Consider the following 16,556-nt stretch of genomic DNA (forward strand, 5'->3'; position numbering starts at 1 on the left):
GCCAATGTTAATAATCACAGTTTCATTTTGTGAGGTTTAACATTGTTTTTTTTGATTTGACACAGGACTGTCTAAAAGAAAAGTCCCACCTAAGTGAGACTTTTAAATACTATTATAGTGGCGCTATCCAGGATGACGGATTAAGGTAGGTCGTGTTTTGCAACACAAAGAATTTAAGAACTGTTTTGCCAGATCCAGGGTTTGTGTATACCGTACCTATTTTTTCTTTAGTACCTACTTTATCTCCCGATTTTACATTTACCGAAGCAAGGTTATAATACACCGTGATGAAATCACCGTGTTGTATATATACCACCTTATTCCCGGATATTATTTGAACGCTCATTACTTCACCTCCAAATACAGCTCTTGCCGACGATCCGCTTTCGGTAGTGATTTCAACACCACTGTTGTGTATCTCTATCGTTTTTAATACCGGGTGCGGCTGATCACCATAACCCAGTGAAACATATCCTTTTTCAACAGGCCATGGCAGTTTACCTTTATTAGCTTTAAAGTTATCAGCTATTAGCTTCCCTTCTTTTGTCAGTACAATTTTGTTAGGTCCGGTGGTAGCCGACTCCGATTTTTCAGATCCTGATTTTGCCGATTTTTTATTAGCCGCAGCAATAGCGTCCCTAACCATTCTATCGATCTGCCTTTGAATTTCTCTTGCTTCCTGCTGTTTTTTCTTAATGTCAGCCGTATATTTTTTCTTATCCTTTTGGATACTCTTAACCAACTGTTCCTGGTCTTCCTTATCTTTTTCTAACAGCTGTTTTTGCTTTTCACTTTCAGTAAGCAATTTTTGTTTCTGTTTTTTCTGGCCGTCTAATGTTACATTAAGATTTTCGAGCTCGGCCATTTTAGTCTTAATTTCTTCACCCTGTACTTTTCTAAAGCTGGCATACTGTTTCATGTACTGCATACGCTTATAAGCCTGAAGAAAAGTCTCAGACGATAGAATAAACATAATGCGGCTTTGTTCCGAACGGCTTTTATAAGCTCTTACAACCATATTGGTGTAATCTTCTTTAAGCACGCCAAGCTCACTATTAAGTTTATTTATCTTAAGATGGTTGGTATAAATATCATCCGTAAGCAGACGGGTCTGTTTACTTGTAGTATTGATCAGTTTTTCACTCAGCTTTATCTTGCTGTTGTTTTCATAAATTTTACTCAGTACCGATTTTTCTTTTTTGTTTTCCTTACTCACGAGGTTTTGCAACTCCATCATCTCTTTTAATATCTGCGCTTTGCGCAACTCCAGTTTTTTCTGCTGGTCGCTTTGGCTCCAGCCAAGTGTGGTAAAGCCAATGAGAAGAATAGTAAGGAAAAACTTTGCCATTTTATTGCATAATTAGTCTATGAAAATCTGGTTGAAACCTTCAGGTACATCATATGGGAATGTAAGGTTCTCATCAAAAGTAACCGAATTATAGTCAATATTAATCGTCACTGTATCTTTTTGTTCTGCCTCAATTTTTATAGCTGCGGGCAGTACTGCTTTAGGATATTCTTTATAAGCCGGATATTGTATCGCCAAACTTCTTGGTTCTGTTCCTCCCTGACTAATTATCTGTTCTTTAAGCAGGTAATTAGACCCCTCAAAAAAGAACTGTTTTGTAATCGCCGACCTGTCCATAGACTGCAGCTTGTATCTCTCCTTATCTAATGATGCCTGATACATTCCTTTAGTAAGATCATAAAGTGATTCACCTGTAAGCATGTTCTGCACTTTTGCATAATCAAGCTCTGTACCCAGCCAGCGGCTCAAAACCGCATAACTGCCGTCAAAATAAGTACCATTTATTTTCTCATAATAGCTTACCCTTGTTGGGGTAATGATCGCTTTGGCCATCGTGATTCCTAAAAACCTAACACTTACTAAAATGATCTCGTCTTTCTTGATCTTTATATCTGCTGATATTTTTTGCGCCTGCTTACGGTCTTTATAACTGGCAGATGCCTGTATGTGGAGCGTTTTAAAATCTTTAGTATTTTTGTAATGCCCATCTACAATTTCTTTTGTAGATTTTGCCTCACCAGCTGATTGTTCGCCCAATAGCGCCTGTTTGGTTTTACATGATACAAACGTGAACAATACAAATAGTATAACTATACTTTTTTTCATTTATTACTTTTAGATTTTATAAGTTTATCTGCCTTAGCAAAGTAAGCTTCTTTTTTCTTTATATCGCCAAGTCCGCTATAGGCTTCTCCCAGCTGACGGTTAAAATTAGCTTCCAGTTCTACATCGTCCACTACAAAATCAATGCCGTTATCTAGCCAGTCTTTGGCTTTACCAAATTGTTTCATTTGGTTAGCACCTAATCCTGCAAAATAATAGAGTCGTGCATGCGTAGGATAAATATCAATATAATCTGTCGATTTTTTCAGAAGGTTATCATATTGCGCACTTTCTGCATAGGTATAAAGCAATAGCTCTACACTTTCAATATCGTCCGGTTTTTCTGCCAGGCTTTTTTCAAGATAATGTATTGCCTCCTTATACTTGGCTTTATTAATGAAAAATTTGCCAACCTCTTTTGCTACGTTTACTTCTTTATCGTCTTCAAAATAATTTACGGCTTTTTCAAGATCGTTAGCATACTGTGAGTTGTTGCTTGCAAATATCAAAAACTCATTAAGTACTCTATGCTTAATTTTCCTGTCAATCTTTTTACTTTCCAACACCCTAAACATTGACTCCGAAGCTTTTTTACCATCATTGTTATTGATGTTAAATTTAAACAGGCTCACCTGCGCCCAGTCAGATGTTGGGATTTCTGCTTCAAGCTTCTTTGCTACTTCCTGTGCTTTTGCCTCCTGATTACTTTCAGAATACAGATAGATCAATTCAAGGTAATTGGATTCTTCCTTCGGATTTTTCTTTATAGCTTCCTCCAATGTTTCCTTCTGAGGTTTTTTGTATTTGTTGTCGCTAAGAATCTGGAGTTTATACATTTCTCTTTTATCAGATGGGCCAACCGTTTGTTCCATCTCATTAATAAGAGCCAGTGCTTTATCAAACTGCTGGGTGTACATATACAGGGATACCAAATCTTCCTGATAATATTCTTTGCGCCACTCTGTAAGTTTTTGCACTATCGGGATCGATCTGTTAAAATCTTTCGTTTGATAGTATACATCATAAAGGCTTTGCCAGTACCAGCGATTCGTTGGTTCTATCTCTTTTGCTTTTAAAAAGGCCTTTTCTGCTTCAGGAAAGTTTCTAAGCGCAAGATAATTTTTACCAATTTCATGATATAGCACCGGATTCTTCGGTTCTTTTACAAGGCACTTTTCAAGCGACTTAAGTGCCTTGTCATAATTCTCAATCCCTTTTTGTTTTAATGCTTCAAAAAAATTATTTTCAAATTCTGTAGTTGCGAGTGCAATAGAATCCGGTTCTTTTGGTTCGACTTGGGCATACGAAAACGCAGAACTCAATAACGATCCGGAAAGTACAAAGCTGTAAAAAAGGATTTTAGTTTTCATATATTATTCTAATACCGAATAGTCGCCTATGCTGATGCTCGTAAAATTACCGTCAAATTTTGCATGGCTGCCTATCATGGCGTTATCTAAGTTGGCATTTTTTATAACCGAATTGGTTTGTACCAAACTGTTTTTTATTGTACTATTCTCAACTTTAGTATTGTTACCCAAAGAAACATTAGGACCTACCGTAGCATTTGTAAGCACTACACCCTCGCCAATGTAACATGGCTGAATGATCATACTGTTGTTTGACTCTACAGTATTTGACACCAGGTTTTTTCCATCATCATGCAGGAATCCAAGCATTCTTGAATTGGTTTCTACTGTAACATTTTTATTTCCGCAATCCATCCATTCCTCTACTTTGCCGGGAACAAATTTCATGCCTTTTAATTTCATATTCTCAAGAGCATCGGTCAATTGATATTCTCCGCTTTTCGTTATATTATTATCTAATAAATATTGAAGTTCAGCACGAAGGGTCTCACCACTTTTAAAATAATAGATACCAATGATCGCTAAATCAGATACAAAATGATCGGGTTTTTCAACAAAATCAACAATCTCATTCTTATCGTTAAGTTTCACCACTCCAAATGCACTTGGATCTTCTACCTGTTTTACCCAGATAACACTGTCTGCAGTAGTATCTAACGTAAAATCGGCTCTAAAAAGTGTATCAGCATAGGCCACAACTACAGGCCCGCTCATCGATTCCTTAGCACTCATAATGGCATGAGCAGTACCCAGCGGCTCATCCTGATAGTAAATACTACCTTTAGCTCCCAGTTTTTCTGCAATTGCAATAAGGTCTTTTGGCACCTGAGTTCCAAAATCTTTATGAATAATAAAAGCAATCTCTTCTATATCCTGATTTATTACTCCGGCAATATCTTCAACTAATCGGTGAACTATTGGTTTTCCGGCTATCGGGATTAATGGTTTTGGTACTGTTAATGTATGTGGGCGAAGGCGCGATCCGCGGCCAGCCATAGGCACAATTATCTTCATCTATCAATTTCTCTTAAATACGTTCTCTATTATTTTACTCCTGTACTACCAAAGCCGCCTTCTCCACGAGAAGTCTCGGTAAGTACTTCCACTTCATTCCATTCGGCACGTTCATGCTTTGCAACGATCAGCTGTGCTATACGCTCACCGTTTTCTACGGTAAAAGGCTCATTGGATAAATTTACCAAAATTACCCCTATCTCTCCTCTATAATCGGCATCAATTGTACCAGGGCTGTTAAGCACCGTTACTCCTTTTTTAGCAGCAAGTCCGCTTCTCGGGCGCACCTGAGCCTCATAACCTATTGGCAGTTCAATAAACAACCCTGTTTTAACGATTGCACGTCCAAGTGGAGCTAATACAATCGGCTCCTCAAGGTTTGCCCTAAGATCCATTCCTGCAGAAGCTATTGTTTCATAGTTAGGCAGAGCATGACCCGACCTGTTTATTATATTAATTGTCATTTTCTATTTATTACTTAAATCAAATATCAAAATACTATTGTTAATTACCAAGGCATTCGCCCTAATTATCACTATTTTCTTCTCAAAATTCTTAGTAAAACTTGTTTTTCATTTCGGTAGATAAAAACCGCATAAACAAGAATTGCTGCTACTCCTACATAATAGTTTTGTCTGAAGCCATAAAAATAACCCATTGATAAAATTATTGACAATAAAAGATAACCGCCTATCTTTTTAGTGTCGTATGGAATAGGGTAATATTTATTTCCAAAATAGTAAGATATAATCATCATACTGGAATAAGCCGCAAGTGTTGCAATGGCAGAACCCATATAACTCCATATAGGTATTAAAGTAACATTTAATACTATTGTTACAATTGCTCCAACGATAGAAATATAAGCACCAATTTTAGTTTTATCGGATAACTTATACCACACTGACAGATTGTGATAAATTCCCAAAAAGAAATTTGCAAGAATAACCAAGGGAACAACCTTCATACCTTCCCAATAAGATTCTCTCCTTATCATAAGTTCTTTCAGCAAATCAGAAAACACTACAACGCCAAGCAAAATTATTGATCCAAAAATTACAAAATACTTTGTTATAGTTGCATACGTTTGTGGAGCTGATTCATTTTTTGAATGACTAAAGAAAAAAGGCTCTATACCCAGCCTGAATGCTGTTGCAAACAATGTCATGAATACGGCAAGCTTGTAACATCCTGAATAAATGCCTACTTCAGCTTTTGCGATATTTGCTGGAAGCAGCTTCTCTAAAAATATCCTGTCGAAGGTTTCATTAACAACAAAAGCCATACCCGCAATTAAAACAGGGATACTGTAACGCATCATTCTTTTCCACAATTCCATATCAAAATGCCAGTTCATTTTAAAATAATGAGGCAGTAAAACTATAAGCGTAAGCAAGCTTGCTATAACATTAGATATAAAAATGTATCCTATTTCAAAGTTTTTAACAAAGATTGTTCCCCAAAAACTGTCGGGGTAAGAAAGTGCAAGTTTAGGTAAGTAAATCAGTAAAAACACATTAAGCAGCAAATTCACTCCTACATTACCAATTTTGATCATTGAATAAAACATAGGTCTTCCCTGTGCCCTCAATTTAGAGAAAGGAATAATAACCAAAGCATCAAGAACCAATATCCAAATAGTATAGGTTATGTACTCAACATCTATACCTGATACTTTTGCCAGAAAATTTCTAAATAAAAGTGCACTTAACAAAAATAATAGTGATGACCAAAAAACAGAAACAGTAGATGTGTTTAAAACCGTTTGCTTATTATCGCTATTGTAAAACCTAAAAAAGGCTGTTTCCATACCATATGCAAGTACAACATTAAAAAATGCCATCCAGGCAAAAACAAGAGACATTTCTCCATACTTGTCTTCCGGGAGTATATCAGTATACAGCGGGGTTAGAAGAAAACTAAATATTCTGGGTACCACTGTGGCCAACCCATAAATAGCTGTTTGCTTAAAAAGATTTTTATATAAACTCAAGGATTCTAGGTTGTTTGTTAAACAAAAATAGCTATATAATTTACAGGAATAAAATATTACCAAATAAATAACTTTTACAAATTCTCATTCTACTATTTATCTCACATAATATCTTTAAAACCGAATGCCGTAAATAAAAAAAGTCCCGCTATTAGCGGGACTTTTATATATAAAATATGCTTTATTCTAGTTATTTAAAGCCTCTGCACCACCTACGATCTCAAGGATCTCGTTAGTAATAGATGCCTGACGGGCTTTATTGTAAGTAAGCTTAAGTTGATTTCTAAGCTCTGTAGCATTATCAGTTGCTTTGTGCATCGCTGTCATACGCGCACCGTGCTCTGAAGCAAAAGAATCACGTACAGATTTATACAATTGTGTTTTTAAAGACAATGGTATAAGGCTAAGTACAATTTCTTCTTTAGCAGGCTCAAAGATATAATCAGTAGCAGCATCGTTATCTTTAGTTGTCGCTAAAGGAACAAGCGGCAGGAACTGCTCTGTTAATACTAACTGAGTAGCGGCATTTTTAAAGTGATTGTATACCACCTCAATTTTGTCATACTCACCAGCTGCAAACTTATCCATAAGCGACTGTGCAATAACAGCTACGTTCTCGAAAGAAAGGCTGTCAAAAACACTGCTTTGGTTGTCTATAACAGTACTGGTTTTTTTAAGTACATCAGCACCTTTTTTACCAATTGCTAAAACATCAACTTGTTTACCTGCGTAAGTTTGCTGAATGTTTTTAACCTGCTTAATAATGTTAGCATTAAAAGCACCACACAAACCCCTGTTTGATGTAATGGCAACAACAAGTACTTTATTTACCGGGCGCTGCTCGGCAAATACTCCTCCATTGTCGCTGTCAAGGGTAGCGCTAAGATTTTGCAATAACTCTGTCAGCTTTTCAGAATAAGGCCTCATGGCCGTAATAGCATCCTGTGCTTTTTTAAGCTTGGCTGCAGATACCATTTTCATCGCACTTGTAATTTGCATTGTGGATGAAACGGAAGCAATCCTGTTACGTATTTCCTTTAAGTTTGCCATTTGTATATAGTATTGAGTATTGAGAAGTGAGTATAGAGGTTATCTGCCTCACATCTCAATACTAAAATCTAAAATCTGATTAATATTTTGCCGAAATCTCTGCTGCTGCTTTTTCAAGAACGTCAGTGATCTCATCTGTAAATTTACCTGCTTTTAAAGCGTCAAGCGTTGGCCTGTTCTTTGCATTAAGGTATTCAATAAAGTCTTTTTCAAATTCCTTGATCTTGTTTACAGGAACTTTTCTTAGTAAGTTTTTAGAACCTACATAGATAATAGCTACCTGATCTTCTACAGTATAAGGATCGTTAACCGCCTGTTTAAGGATCTCAACGTTTCTTCTACCTTTTTCGATTACGTTTAATGTAACCGCATCAAGATCTGAACCGAATTTAGCAAATGCTTCAAGTTCACGGAACTGTGCCTGGTCTAACTTAAGAGTACCTGCAACTTTTTTCATTGACTTGATTTGTGCATTACCTCCTACACGAGATACAGAGATACCAACGTTAATTGCCGGACGTACACCCGCGTTGAATAAATCTGACTCAAGGAATATCTGACCATCAGTAATCGAAATTACGTTTGTTGGGATATATGCAGAAACGTCACCAGCCTGAGTTTCAATGATTGGAAGAGCTGTAAGCGATCCACCACCTTTAACTATAGGACGAAGAGATTCCGGTAGGTCATTCATGTCTTTTGCGATGTTATCATCTGCAATAACTTTTGCAGCACGCTCAAGAAGTCTTGAGTGTAGGTAGAAAACGTCACCTGGGTAAGCTTCACGTCCTGGTGGTCTTCTTAAAAGAAGAGATACCTCACGGTAAGCAACGGCCTGCTTAGATAAATCATCATAGATGATAAGTGCAGGACGACCTGTATCACGGAAATACTCACCAATTGCAGCACCTGCAAATGGAGCGTATACCTGCATTGGAGCAGGGTCAGAAGCATTAGCAGCAACGATAACTGTATAAGCCATTGCGCCTTTTTCTTCTAATGTTTTTGCGATACCTGCAACAGTTGAAGCTTTTTGCCCAATTGCTACATATATACAGAATACTGGTTTACCAGCATCATAAAATTCTTTCTGGTTAAGAATGGTGTCAATACAAACGGTAGTTTTACCTGTTTGACGGTCACCAATAACAAGCTCACGCTGTCCACGACCTACAGGGATCATAGCATCTACTGCTTTAATACCAGTTTGTAATGGCTCTGTTACCGGCTGACGGAAGATAACTCCAGGAGCTTTACGCTCAAGTGGCATCTCATAAAGATCTCCAGTAATTGGACCTTTACCATCTATTGGGTTACCAAGGGTGTCTACCACACGGCCTACAATTCCTTCACCTGTTTTTAGTGAAGCGATACGCTGTGTTCTTTTCACGTTAGAACCTTCCCTGATCCCAGTTGAAGGACCAAGCAATACTACGCCCACATTGTCTTCTTCAAGGTTCAAAACAATAGCTTCTAACCCGTTGTCGAACTGTACCAACTCACCATATTGAGCGTTGGATAGTCCGTAAACACGGGCAATACCATCTCCTACGTTAAGAACTGTTCCCACTTCTTCTAACGTAGCACCCGATTCAAAACCGGACAATTGTTTCTTTAATATTGCTGAAATTTCAGCAGGTTTAATTTCTGCCATCTTACTTTATAGTTTAAACACTGTTAGTGTGGTAAAATACTTAATTACTTAGTTCTCTCTTTAATGTTTGCAATCTGCTTGCTACTGATGCATTGAATTGCTTGTCGCCTATTCTTATGATAAACCCTCCTATGATAGCCGGGTCTACTATATTTTTTATGGTAATCTTCTTATCCGAAAATTCTTTGATCTTATCCAGAACTTTACTTTCAAGTTCTGCAGTAAGTGGTAAAGCGGTAGTTACCGTAGCAACTTCAATTCCGTTAAACGCATCAAACTGAGCATTGTATTGCGTTGCGATCTGCTCTGCAATATCAAATCTTTTATTTTCGCGAAGTAATTGGAATAAGCCTTGAGTAATGTTTTGCGTTCCAGCAAAAACTTCTTTAAGGGCTGATTCTTTAACCTCACCTTTAATTGTAGGATTGCTAATAAAATCACGTAGTTCCTTATTCTCTTTTATAGTCGAAGCTATAAGGATCATGTCTTCACTAACCTGTCCTGCAGTTCCTGAAGCCTGCGCCATTTCCAGGATTGCTTTTGCATATCGTATTGCAGCTCTTGAACCTGTCATATAGCGATTAGTTTAATTTAACGTCTCCTAACAATTTCTCAACCAATGCAGTTTGAGCTCCTTTGTCAGAAAGTTCGTTTTTAAGTAATTTCTCAGCAATCTCAAGTGATAAGCCTGCAACCTGATTTTTAAGTTCAGCCATAGCAGCGTTTTTCTCACTGTTAATGGTAGCCTTAGCCTGCTCGATCATTTTATCACCTTGCTCTGTAGCTAAAGCTTTAGCATCAGCGATCATTTTTTCTTTGATTTCTCTTGCCTCTTTAATCATAGCATCTCTTTCAAGTCTTGCTTCCTGAAGAATTCTTTGATTATCTGCCTGAAGATTGTGCATTTCTTTACGAGCAGCTTCAGCCGAAGCTAATGCATTTGCAATACCTTCTTCTCTAGCAGCAATAGAAGTCATAATTGGTTTCCATGCAAACTTAACAAGCAGCAATATAAGTACTACAAGTATTACAGCCTGCCAAAAGAATAAACCTAATGAAAAATCGTTTACTAACTTATCCATCTTTTATAGATTATATGTTTGATTTAATTTTTTTTAAGTAAAACAACACCTGTAACCAACCGTTACAGGTATTGTTTTAAATTCTCGCTTTATGATTTTCCAAGGATAATAGCAGCAAATGCTAGACCTTCTAATAAAGCAGCGATGATGATCATCGCAGTCTGGATTTTTCCAGCAGCTTCTGGCTGACGAGCAATAGCGTCCATTGCAGAACCACCGATTTTACCTAAACCTAGACCAGCACCGATTACTACTAAACCAGCACCGATTAAATTAAGAGTTCCTTCCATGAGTGTATATAAATAAAAATTAAACTTCTAAAATTATATGATTATAGGCTCTTCATCATGATGACCATCATGATCTCCTTCATGATGATGATCCTGAACCGCCATACCTATAAATAGTGACGATAACATTGTAAAGATAAACGCCTGTAAGAACGCTACCAGTAATTCAATAACAGCGATAAACAAAGTAAGACCTATTGATATTGGCATATCTGCTGCAAGGTTTTTACCTACAAACATCATAGCAATCAAACTCATCATTACTACGTGACCTGCAGTAATATTTGCAAATAAACGTATTAATAGAGCAAACGGCTTAGTTAATGTACCTAATATCTCTATTGGCATTAATACTATCTTCATAGCAACTGGTACATCTGGCATCCAGAAAATGTGTTTCCAGTAATTTTTGTTAGCACTAAACTGCGTAATTAAATATGTAAACAAAGCAAGACATACCGTCACAGATATGTTACCTGTTACATTCGTTCCCAGTGGAGTTAACCCTAAAAGGTTTAATATCCATATAAAGAAAAACACAGTAAGTAAAAAGCCCATATATTTTCTATACTTGTCTTTACCAATGTTTGGTATAGCAACTTCTTCTCTTATAAATATTATAAGCGGTTCAAGCACTCTTCCAAATCCAGTTGGGATAGGACCTTTTTTGTATGACTTAGCCAATCCAACAAACATGAAGAACATTAAAGCCGAAACTAACAACATTGTAACAACATTTTTAGTGATTGACATATCAAAGGGCTTCTCTGCAGTTGGGTGATGATGCGCATCTAACTTAAGATCTCCAGACGCATCTGTTTTGTATATTTTACCATGGTGAAGCTTATAGTAACTACCATCAACTTCTGCAACTTTTTCACCGTGTTCAAATTTTGAAGCAGAGAAAACTTTTAAACCGCCATCTACTAAGATAACCGGAAGTGGGAATCCATAATGTTTACCTTCTGCCTCATCAGAGAAGAAAATAAATTCATGACTATCCTGAAGGTGATGCTGAATATAAGCATCAATAGCGTCTTTTTTACTAGCAGGAGCATGCTCTTCAGCGTGACCAGCCACTTCTGTATGAATAGCCACAGGGGCATGTTCGGGTTGAACCTTTACTGTATCGTTTGCAAAATTTGCAAAAGTGATAAAAGGAACTACAGCAAAAAGAGCTGTTAATGTATTTTTGACTATTTTTCCGTGAAACACCATCTTGTTAAATATCTTAATTTTACGGTCCTAAAATTTTGTGCAAAGGTACATTTTAAATTAATATTTCAAATGACCTACTAACTTTTTTTTCGTGTATTTTTCAATTCTGTTGCCGTTTACTACTTATTATTTAATAAACGTGCTGTATAATAGGCCTCAATTGCTAAAAACAAAATAAAAATCGCAAAGAAATTCACTTTTTCAGTAGGATTGTCTTTTGCCACTTCCAGAATCGGACGCACTAAAACATAGCTTAAAGCCATCTTTACGGCGGTAAGAAGTAAAAATGCATAGCCCATCTGTTCTTTGTTTTTCTTGCTTATTCTTATAAGAACATAAAGAATAACCTCCGAAAACAATACAAAAAACAAGTAAACCATCGGTAGTGGATATACAAAAGAATCATCGGCTGTACTAAGAGCCGGAATTTTGTAAATAAGAATATTTACAACTAAACACACCACACCAATAAGAGCCGTCCTGATAAAGATGCCCATGTAACTTTTTTCCATTATTATTTATTAAGTTGATTTACCTGCCTAATCACATTATACAATGCGATAAATACCCCAAGTAGCGTAAAAATTATACGATTGGTGTTTTTTATGTTCCCATACTCTTCATCAATCCAACTGCCAAGCCATGAAAATAAAAAGATAACGATACCCATTTGCAAAGGTATGTTTATAAGTGCTATCCACTTATTACGTTTCTTTTTATCCTGGTTGCTGTTCATTCGGTTTTATGGATTGCTTTACAGGAGTTCTCATTATACAGGAAGCACTGAATTCTGCACCCGGCTCTACCGATAGTTTACCGGTAATAACCTCTCCTTTTATATGCGCTTTAGATTTTACATTGAGCATTTCGGCCACTTCTATCTTGCCGTTAAATTTCCCTTCTATATCAGCATTTTTACATTTAATATCACCGGTAACACTCCCCGCAGGACCTATTACAATTTTACCTTTGGAGGTAAAATTACCGGTTAGCTCTCCATCCAGACGAAAATCGGCCTGAGATACAATGTCGCCATTTATAGTTGTTCCTTCTACAATTCTGTTGGTCTTGCCAAGCAGATCGGTATACGACTTCTGTGGTTTTTCAAACATGCCCTTATTCTATCGCTAAAAATTCGGTGAAATTCTTTTTAATCTGTACAACCTTGTAATCTTCACTCGATATAATTACAGGTGTTTCGGTTATCTTGTATGTCTTGTAATCTTTTAGTACTGAAACTGCATCTTCTGCTGCCAGTTTACTAATTAAGCCATGTATTACAAGCATATTTTCTTTTAGCGTATAAATGTCGTTGGATAACGTAATACTGTTATTAAGTCCGTCTTTTATAAACTTCTGGATTTTTTCTGTAAGCGGTTTAATCTTAGGATCATCTGCACTATCAAACTTAAATACTATTTTCCAGCTTGCAGTAGGCTGCCCAAAAGCAAGTTTTTCTAAACTAGGAATGTCTGTTTTCAAGATCAATTCTGCTTCTTTACCCTCTTCACTATTTGGGTAATTAAGCGCTACAAAGTTAAGCCCTTTTTTATATTCTTCTATACCAAAAAGCCTTGCTGAAATTTTTGTTTTAAGTAGCTCAAACTTAGAAACAATGCTTTCGCCGGTGTAGGTATCAATATCTTCATCTACCTGAACATATACTTCACGGATCTGTCCGCTTTCATATTTTTTAAATAATGCTGCATAAGCCGCGTCCGGTGTTTGGGCTTTCGCATCCTTAGATGTAGGATTTCTGATAATCTCTGCATATCTGCTGTCAGGATATTGAGACAATATCTGCTGCTTGTATTTATCTGCTTTAGACGGATCTATGATCTCATATATTTTATACAGATTGTATTTAGATGGCAGTACCAATCTTTCCTCCGGATTATTTTGCAACAATCTTTCAAGTTTATCTGCAGCCAGCTGGTACTCTTTAAATTTATCTTTATAAATACTTCCTAACTGGTAGTACGCAAAGTTTCTTTCTTTAGTAAGACTGTCTATTACTACTTTTGATGTAGGTAATTGCTTTAAATAAAAATCGGCAGTATATCTTGGATCGGCAGATTTCTCTTCTTTTGGTTTTGAAGTTCCGTCTTTACCAGCAACTGCGTTATCACCATCTTGCTGAGTATCTTCCTCACGTGCTTTATTTTTTTGTTCTGATGACCATCTCCAGTTTTCTGAAAGTGCTCTGCCTCCCCAGCGTTTTTTGAATTCTAACTTACCATACGATACCGTTGATGGTGTGTAGAAATAAAACTTTCCTCCTGCTCCCGGCATACCGCCTGTAGCACCACCCGGAACCTGATTTGCATTATTAGCACTATTATCAAAAGGAACCTTCGACACTGATTTAGCACTTGCCAAACCGGCTTTATCTTGTAATTGTGTATTTCCTACAGCCATCATACTAAGAGGATTCTCTGTACCGCTGCTACCCGAATTTGCTAAATTTTCCTGTCTTATTGCTTCTGCTTCAAGACGTTTTCTTTCGCGTTCTTCCTGCTCTTTAAGTTTTATTATGTAGTCTTCAAAAAAAGCTGTTCTCCCTGCTTCATCTAAAGAAACTATATGTAGAATACTATCATTAGTTTGAGCGATCGCTTCATATTTAATAACATCAACCAGATTATCTCTTTTCTTCTTAATGTTTTTAAATTCTCTCGATCTCTTATCTAAAAATACCATCGTACTATCATAGTAAGTTCCCGCAACAGGATACTTCGCATTTTTAAAATTAATTTCTGCGATATTTCTATGATTGGACGCTGTTAGGTAACGGTCTTTAGAATTACTGCGTAATGACTTATTGTAATAGGTTACAGCTTGTTTTTTATCATTCTGTTTATCATAAAACAATCCAACCTGATGGTTTATAATATCAAGGTATGGCCTGTTCTCTCTGTCTTTAAGTAATTTCCTATAATTTTCCATAAAGGCAAGAGTATCACCGCCGGCATGATTAAACTGGCCAGCCTGCATAGCATGTGCCTGTATAACATAACGCCTAGGAGATTTTCGCTTCATGTCTATAACCCTTTGGTATTCTACAAAAGCACTGTCCGGCTGTTTTAGCTTACTGTATAACTGCCCCAGTATAAAATGATATCTTGCTTTTTGCTCGTTATCTCTGGTAAATTTAGCCGCTTCTCTAAGCAGGTAAACAACACTATCGTTTACTTCTGTCTTTAAGTAAGCTTCTGCAAGTATAGCATTCGCATCTGCATACGTTTGCTCTTTCATTACGTCTTTTTTCTCCTTGATAAGGTTTCTAAGATTTTTAATAGCTATACCTTCATTGTCCAAACGGATGTTTGTTTTTTCTCTCCAAATTTTAGCATCATCGATCTTGTCGCTGCCCGGATATTTTAAAAGAATATAATTAAAAGCTTCCAATGCAGGTATAAAACGATTTTCGTAATATCTTGATTTACCTAAAAGTAAATGCGCCTCATCAATCTGTGGATTTCTTTCTGTACTGCCTATGTACATGGAATGTTTCTGGATCGCTTTTGTAGCTTTCTCCTCAGCCCTTGTGAAATTTGCATTTTTACCTGGAGCTGCTGCCGGCGGAGGAGTACTGCCTTTACCGGAATCTTTACTGTCTTTTGCGCCTGCCTTTACAGGGATTTTAAAATCAGAATCGGCACCCAATTCTTTTACTTCAATGGGCTGCATCCTTTCTACAGGGAGTATTGTCCAGAAATCATCCTGATAAGTTCCTGTGAGCTCAACAAGCCCTGCGTCTAAAGCAACGTTACCGTTGTACAAGACATTGTACTCGGTATTGACCGCGTGGAAGTTTCTATTAACGAAAGAATCTTTCTTTGTAGAGCAGGCTACAACAAAACCTGCAACGCCAAAAAGAAGAATATATTTATAGGTACTGGTTTTCAATGTGAAAGCTTTTTTATCCTTAACTTTTAAAATCACTTTTTAGTATATAAAGAGGGTAAAAATACGGTTCTTTTCGTTAAGTGGAATCTTTTTTGCCAAAAAAAATCCCCCGATGCTGTCGGGGGATTTATATTACTATACTGCAAAGAATTCTTCGAGTTCCTTAAGTGTTTCTGATGATGTTTTAATATCTTTTACAATCTCACCCTTATGCATGGCTACTATTCTGTTACTTACTTCTATCGTATGAGCTAAATCGTGGCTTGAAACCAATATGGTTACATTCTTATCATCTGCCAGATCCTTAATGATTTTTTTTAGCCTGAACTGAGTTGTAGGGTCTAGGTTTGCAAAAGGCTCATCCAGTATAATTACTTTAGGATTGCCTATTAACGTTGCTATAATACCTACTTTCTTTTGATTTCCTTTAGACAGATCTCTCAGGTATTTTTTCTTATTAAGTATCTCACCGTTAAAAAAGTCTTCATGCTTTAAAAGCAATGCATCTACATCTGCTTTATTCTGACCTCTTAATTCACCAATAAAATAAAAATATTCTTCAGGCGTAAGATAGCTTATCAAAAAGCTTTCATCGAGAAAGGCTGCTGTAAATGGTTTCCATCCTTCGCTCTTATTAACCTGTATGTTGTTTGTTGTTATATGTCCGGCTGATGGTTCAATAAGATCCAGTAATAAACTAAAAAATGTTGTTTTACCGGCTCCATTGTTGCCCACTAATCCAAAGCTTTCGCCTTGAGGAATTTCCAGATTACCTATGTTTAATACGGTTACTCCGTTATATGTTTTTCTAAGATTACTTACCTTTATCATAATAATGTAGATAT

Annotated in this window: 17 protein-coding genes; all 17 read right to left on the reverse strand. The window is 36.7% G+C overall.

What is annotated here, in order from left to right:
* Window positions 1-112: 112 nt before the first annotated feature.
* The 17 genes from EPI11_RS10805 to EPI11_RS10885 all read right to left on the reverse strand — a co-directional run bounded on the left by EPI11_RS10805 (window position 113) and on the right by EPI11_RS10885 (window position 16,542).
* On the reverse strand, window positions 113-1,348 hold the full coding sequence (locus EPI11_RS10805) for a murein hydrolase activator EnvC family protein (RefSeq protein WP_128389982.1): 1,236 nt from the start codon (window positions 1,346-1,348) through the stop codon (window positions 113-115).
* Window positions 1,349-1,360: 12 nt separating this feature from the next.
* The gene (locus EPI11_RS10810; RefSeq protein WP_128389983.1) at window positions 1,361-2,134 is read right to left on the reverse strand and encodes a DUF4292 domain-containing protein; all 774 of its coding nucleotides are present in this window, start codon (window positions 2,132-2,134) and stop codon (window positions 1,361-1,363) included.
* Window positions 2,131-3,501: a tetratricopeptide repeat protein gene (locus EPI11_RS10815; protein ID WP_128389984.1), complete on the reverse strand. Its 1,371-nt coding sequence runs from the start codon at window positions 3,499-3,501 to the stop codon at window positions 2,131-2,133. The genes EPI11_RS10810 and EPI11_RS10815 overlap by 4 nt, the downstream gene beginning before the upstream one ends.
* A 3-nt stretch (window positions 3,502-3,504) precedes the next feature.
* The gene (locus EPI11_RS10820; RefSeq protein WP_128389985.1) at window positions 3,505-4,515 is read right to left on the reverse strand and encodes a sugar phosphate nucleotidyltransferase; all 1,011 of its coding nucleotides are present in this window, start codon (window positions 4,513-4,515) and stop codon (window positions 3,505-3,507) included.
* A gap of 29 nt (window positions 4,516-4,544) precedes the next feature.
* Window positions 4,545-4,979 carry a dUTP diphosphatase gene (gene dut / locus EPI11_RS10825; protein ID WP_128389986.1) on the reverse strand — a complete coding sequence of 145 codons (435 nt, stop codon included), beginning with the start codon at window positions 4,977-4,979 and terminating at the stop codon, window positions 4,545-4,547.
* Between the two features lie 71 nt (window positions 4,980-5,050).
* On the reverse strand, window positions 5,051-6,508 hold the full coding sequence (locus EPI11_RS10830) for an oligosaccharide flippase family protein (protein WP_128389987.1): 1,458 nt from the start codon (window positions 6,506-6,508) through the stop codon (window positions 5,051-5,053).
* Between the two features lie 186 nt (window positions 6,509-6,694).
* On the reverse strand, window positions 6,695-7,558 hold the full coding sequence (gene atpG, locus EPI11_RS10835; protein WP_128389988.1) for an ATP synthase F1 subunit gamma: 864 nt from the start codon (window positions 7,556-7,558) through the stop codon (window positions 6,695-6,697).
* Between the two features lie 79 nt (window positions 7,559-7,637).
* On the reverse strand, window positions 7,638-9,212 hold the full coding sequence (atpA, locus tag EPI11_RS10840; protein ID WP_128389989.1) for a F0F1 ATP synthase subunit alpha: 1,575 nt from the start codon (window positions 9,210-9,212) through the stop codon (window positions 7,638-7,640).
* A gap of 40 nt (window positions 9,213-9,252) precedes the next feature.
* Window positions 9,253-9,786 (reverse strand): ATP synthase F1 subunit delta, encoded by a 534-nt coding sequence (gene atpH, locus EPI11_RS10845; protein ID WP_128389990.1) that lies wholly within the window; start codon window positions 9,784-9,786, stop codon window positions 9,253-9,255.
* Window positions 9,787-9,793: 7 nt separating this feature from the next.
* Window positions 9,794-10,294: a F0F1 ATP synthase subunit B gene (locus tag EPI11_RS10850; protein WP_128389991.1), complete on the reverse strand. Its 501-nt coding sequence runs from the start codon at window positions 10,292-10,294 to the stop codon at window positions 9,794-9,796.
* Between the two features lie 89 nt (window positions 10,295-10,383).
* Window positions 10,384-10,584 carry an ATP synthase F0 subunit C gene (gene atpE / locus EPI11_RS10855; RefSeq protein ID WP_128389992.1) on the reverse strand — a complete coding sequence of 67 codons (201 nt, stop codon included), beginning with the start codon at window positions 10,582-10,584 and terminating at the stop codon, window positions 10,384-10,386.
* A 33-nt stretch (window positions 10,585-10,617) separates the two neighbouring features.
* Window positions 10,618-11,802 (reverse strand): F0F1 ATP synthase subunit A, encoded by a 1,185-nt coding sequence (gene atpB, locus EPI11_RS10860; RefSeq protein WP_128389993.1) that lies wholly within the window; start codon window positions 11,800-11,802, stop codon window positions 10,618-10,620.
* Window positions 11,803-11,921: 119 nt separating this feature from the next.
* The gene (locus EPI11_RS10865) at window positions 11,922-12,314 is read right to left on the reverse strand and encodes a hypothetical protein (protein WP_128389994.1); all 393 of its coding nucleotides are present in this window, start codon (window positions 12,312-12,314) and stop codon (window positions 11,922-11,924) included.
* A 2-nt stretch (window positions 12,315-12,316) separates the two neighbouring features.
* Entirely contained in the window at window positions 12,317-12,538 is a 222-nt protein-coding gene (locus tag EPI11_RS10870; protein WP_128389995.1) for an AtpZ/AtpI family protein, read from the reverse strand.
* Window positions 12,519-12,914, reverse strand: coding sequence for a bactofilin family protein (locus EPI11_RS10875; RefSeq protein ID WP_128389996.1), 396 nt, complete (start codon window positions 12,912-12,914; stop codon window positions 12,519-12,521). Before EPI11_RS10875 ends, EPI11_RS10870 begins: the two co-directional genes overlap by 20 nt.
* A gap of 4 nt (window positions 12,915-12,918) precedes the next feature.
* Window positions 12,919-15,711 carry a type IX secretion system periplasmic lipoprotein PorW/SprE gene (gene porW / locus EPI11_RS10880; protein WP_164879156.1) on the reverse strand — a complete coding sequence of 931 codons (2,793 nt, stop codon included), beginning with the start codon at window positions 15,709-15,711 and terminating at the stop codon, window positions 12,919-12,921.
* Window positions 15,712-15,846: 135 nt separating this feature from the next.
* The gene (locus EPI11_RS10885; RefSeq protein WP_128389997.1) at window positions 15,847-16,542 is read right to left on the reverse strand and encodes an ABC transporter ATP-binding protein; all 696 of its coding nucleotides are present in this window, start codon (window positions 16,540-16,542) and stop codon (window positions 15,847-15,849) included.
* Window positions 16,543-16,556: the final 14 nt, after the last annotated feature.

Source organism: Flavobacterium cerinum, from assembly GCF_004028155.1.
GTDB lineage: Bacteria > Bacteroidota > Bacteroidia > Flavobacteriales > Flavobacteriaceae > Flavobacterium > Flavobacterium cerinum.

What these genes read in the sequence shown, in the direction of transcription:
- EPI11_RS10805 (WP_128389982.1), bottom strand. Translation starts at nt 1,348, where the DNA reads ATGGCAAAGTTTTTCCTTACTATTCTTCTCATTGGCTTTACCACACTT.
- EPI11_RS10810 (WP_128389983.1), bottom strand. Translation starts at nt 2,134, where the DNA reads ATGAAAAAAAGTATAGTTATACTATTTGTATTGTTCACGTTTGTATCA.
- EPI11_RS10815 (WP_128389984.1), bottom strand. Translation starts at nt 3,501, where the DNA reads ATGAAAACTAAAATCCTTTTTTACAGCTTTGTACTTTCCGGATCGTTA.
- EPI11_RS10820 (WP_128389985.1), bottom strand. Translation starts at nt 4,515, where the DNA reads ATGAAGATAATTGTGCCTATGGCTGGCCGCGGATCGCGCCTTCGCCCA.
- dut (WP_128389986.1), bottom strand. Translation starts at nt 4,979, where the DNA reads ATGACAATTAATATAATAAACAGGTCGGGTCATGCTCTGCCTAACTAT.
- atpG (WP_128389988.1), bottom strand. Translation starts at nt 7,558, where the DNA reads ATGGCAAACTTAAAGGAAATACGTAACAGGATTGCTTCCGTTTCATCC.
- atpA (WP_128389989.1), bottom strand. Translation starts at nt 9,212, where the DNA reads ATGGCAGAAATTAAACCTGCTGAAATTTCAGCAATATTAAAGAAACAA.
- atpH (WP_128389990.1), bottom strand. Translation starts at nt 9,786, where the DNA reads ATGACAGGTTCAAGAGCTGCAATACGATATGCAAAAGCAATCCTGGAA.
- EPI11_RS10850 (WP_128389991.1), bottom strand. Translation starts at nt 10,294, where the DNA reads ATGGATAAGTTAGTAAACGATTTTTCATTAGGTTTATTCTTTTGGCAG.
- atpE (WP_128389992.1), bottom strand. Translation starts at nt 10,584, where the DNA reads ATGGAAGGAACTCTTAATTTAATCGGTGCTGGTTTAGTAGTAATCGGT.
- atpB (WP_128389993.1), bottom strand. Translation starts at nt 11,802, where the DNA reads ATGGTGTTTCACGGAAAAATAGTCAAAAATACATTAACAGCTCTTTTT.
- EPI11_RS10865 (WP_128389994.1), bottom strand. Translation starts at nt 12,314, where the DNA reads ATGGAAAAAAGTTACATGGGCATCTTTATCAGGACGGCTCTTATTGGT.
- EPI11_RS10870 (WP_128389995.1), bottom strand. Translation starts at nt 12,538, where the DNA reads ATGAACAGCAACCAGGATAAAAAGAAACGTAATAAGTGGATAGCACTT.
- EPI11_RS10875 (WP_128389996.1), bottom strand. Translation starts at nt 12,914, where the DNA reads ATGTTTGAAAAACCACAGAAGTCGTATACCGATCTGCTTGGCAAGACC.
- EPI11_RS10885 (WP_128389997.1), bottom strand. Translation starts at nt 16,542, where the DNA reads ATGATAAAGGTAAGTAATCTTAGAAAAACATATAACGGAGTAACCGTA.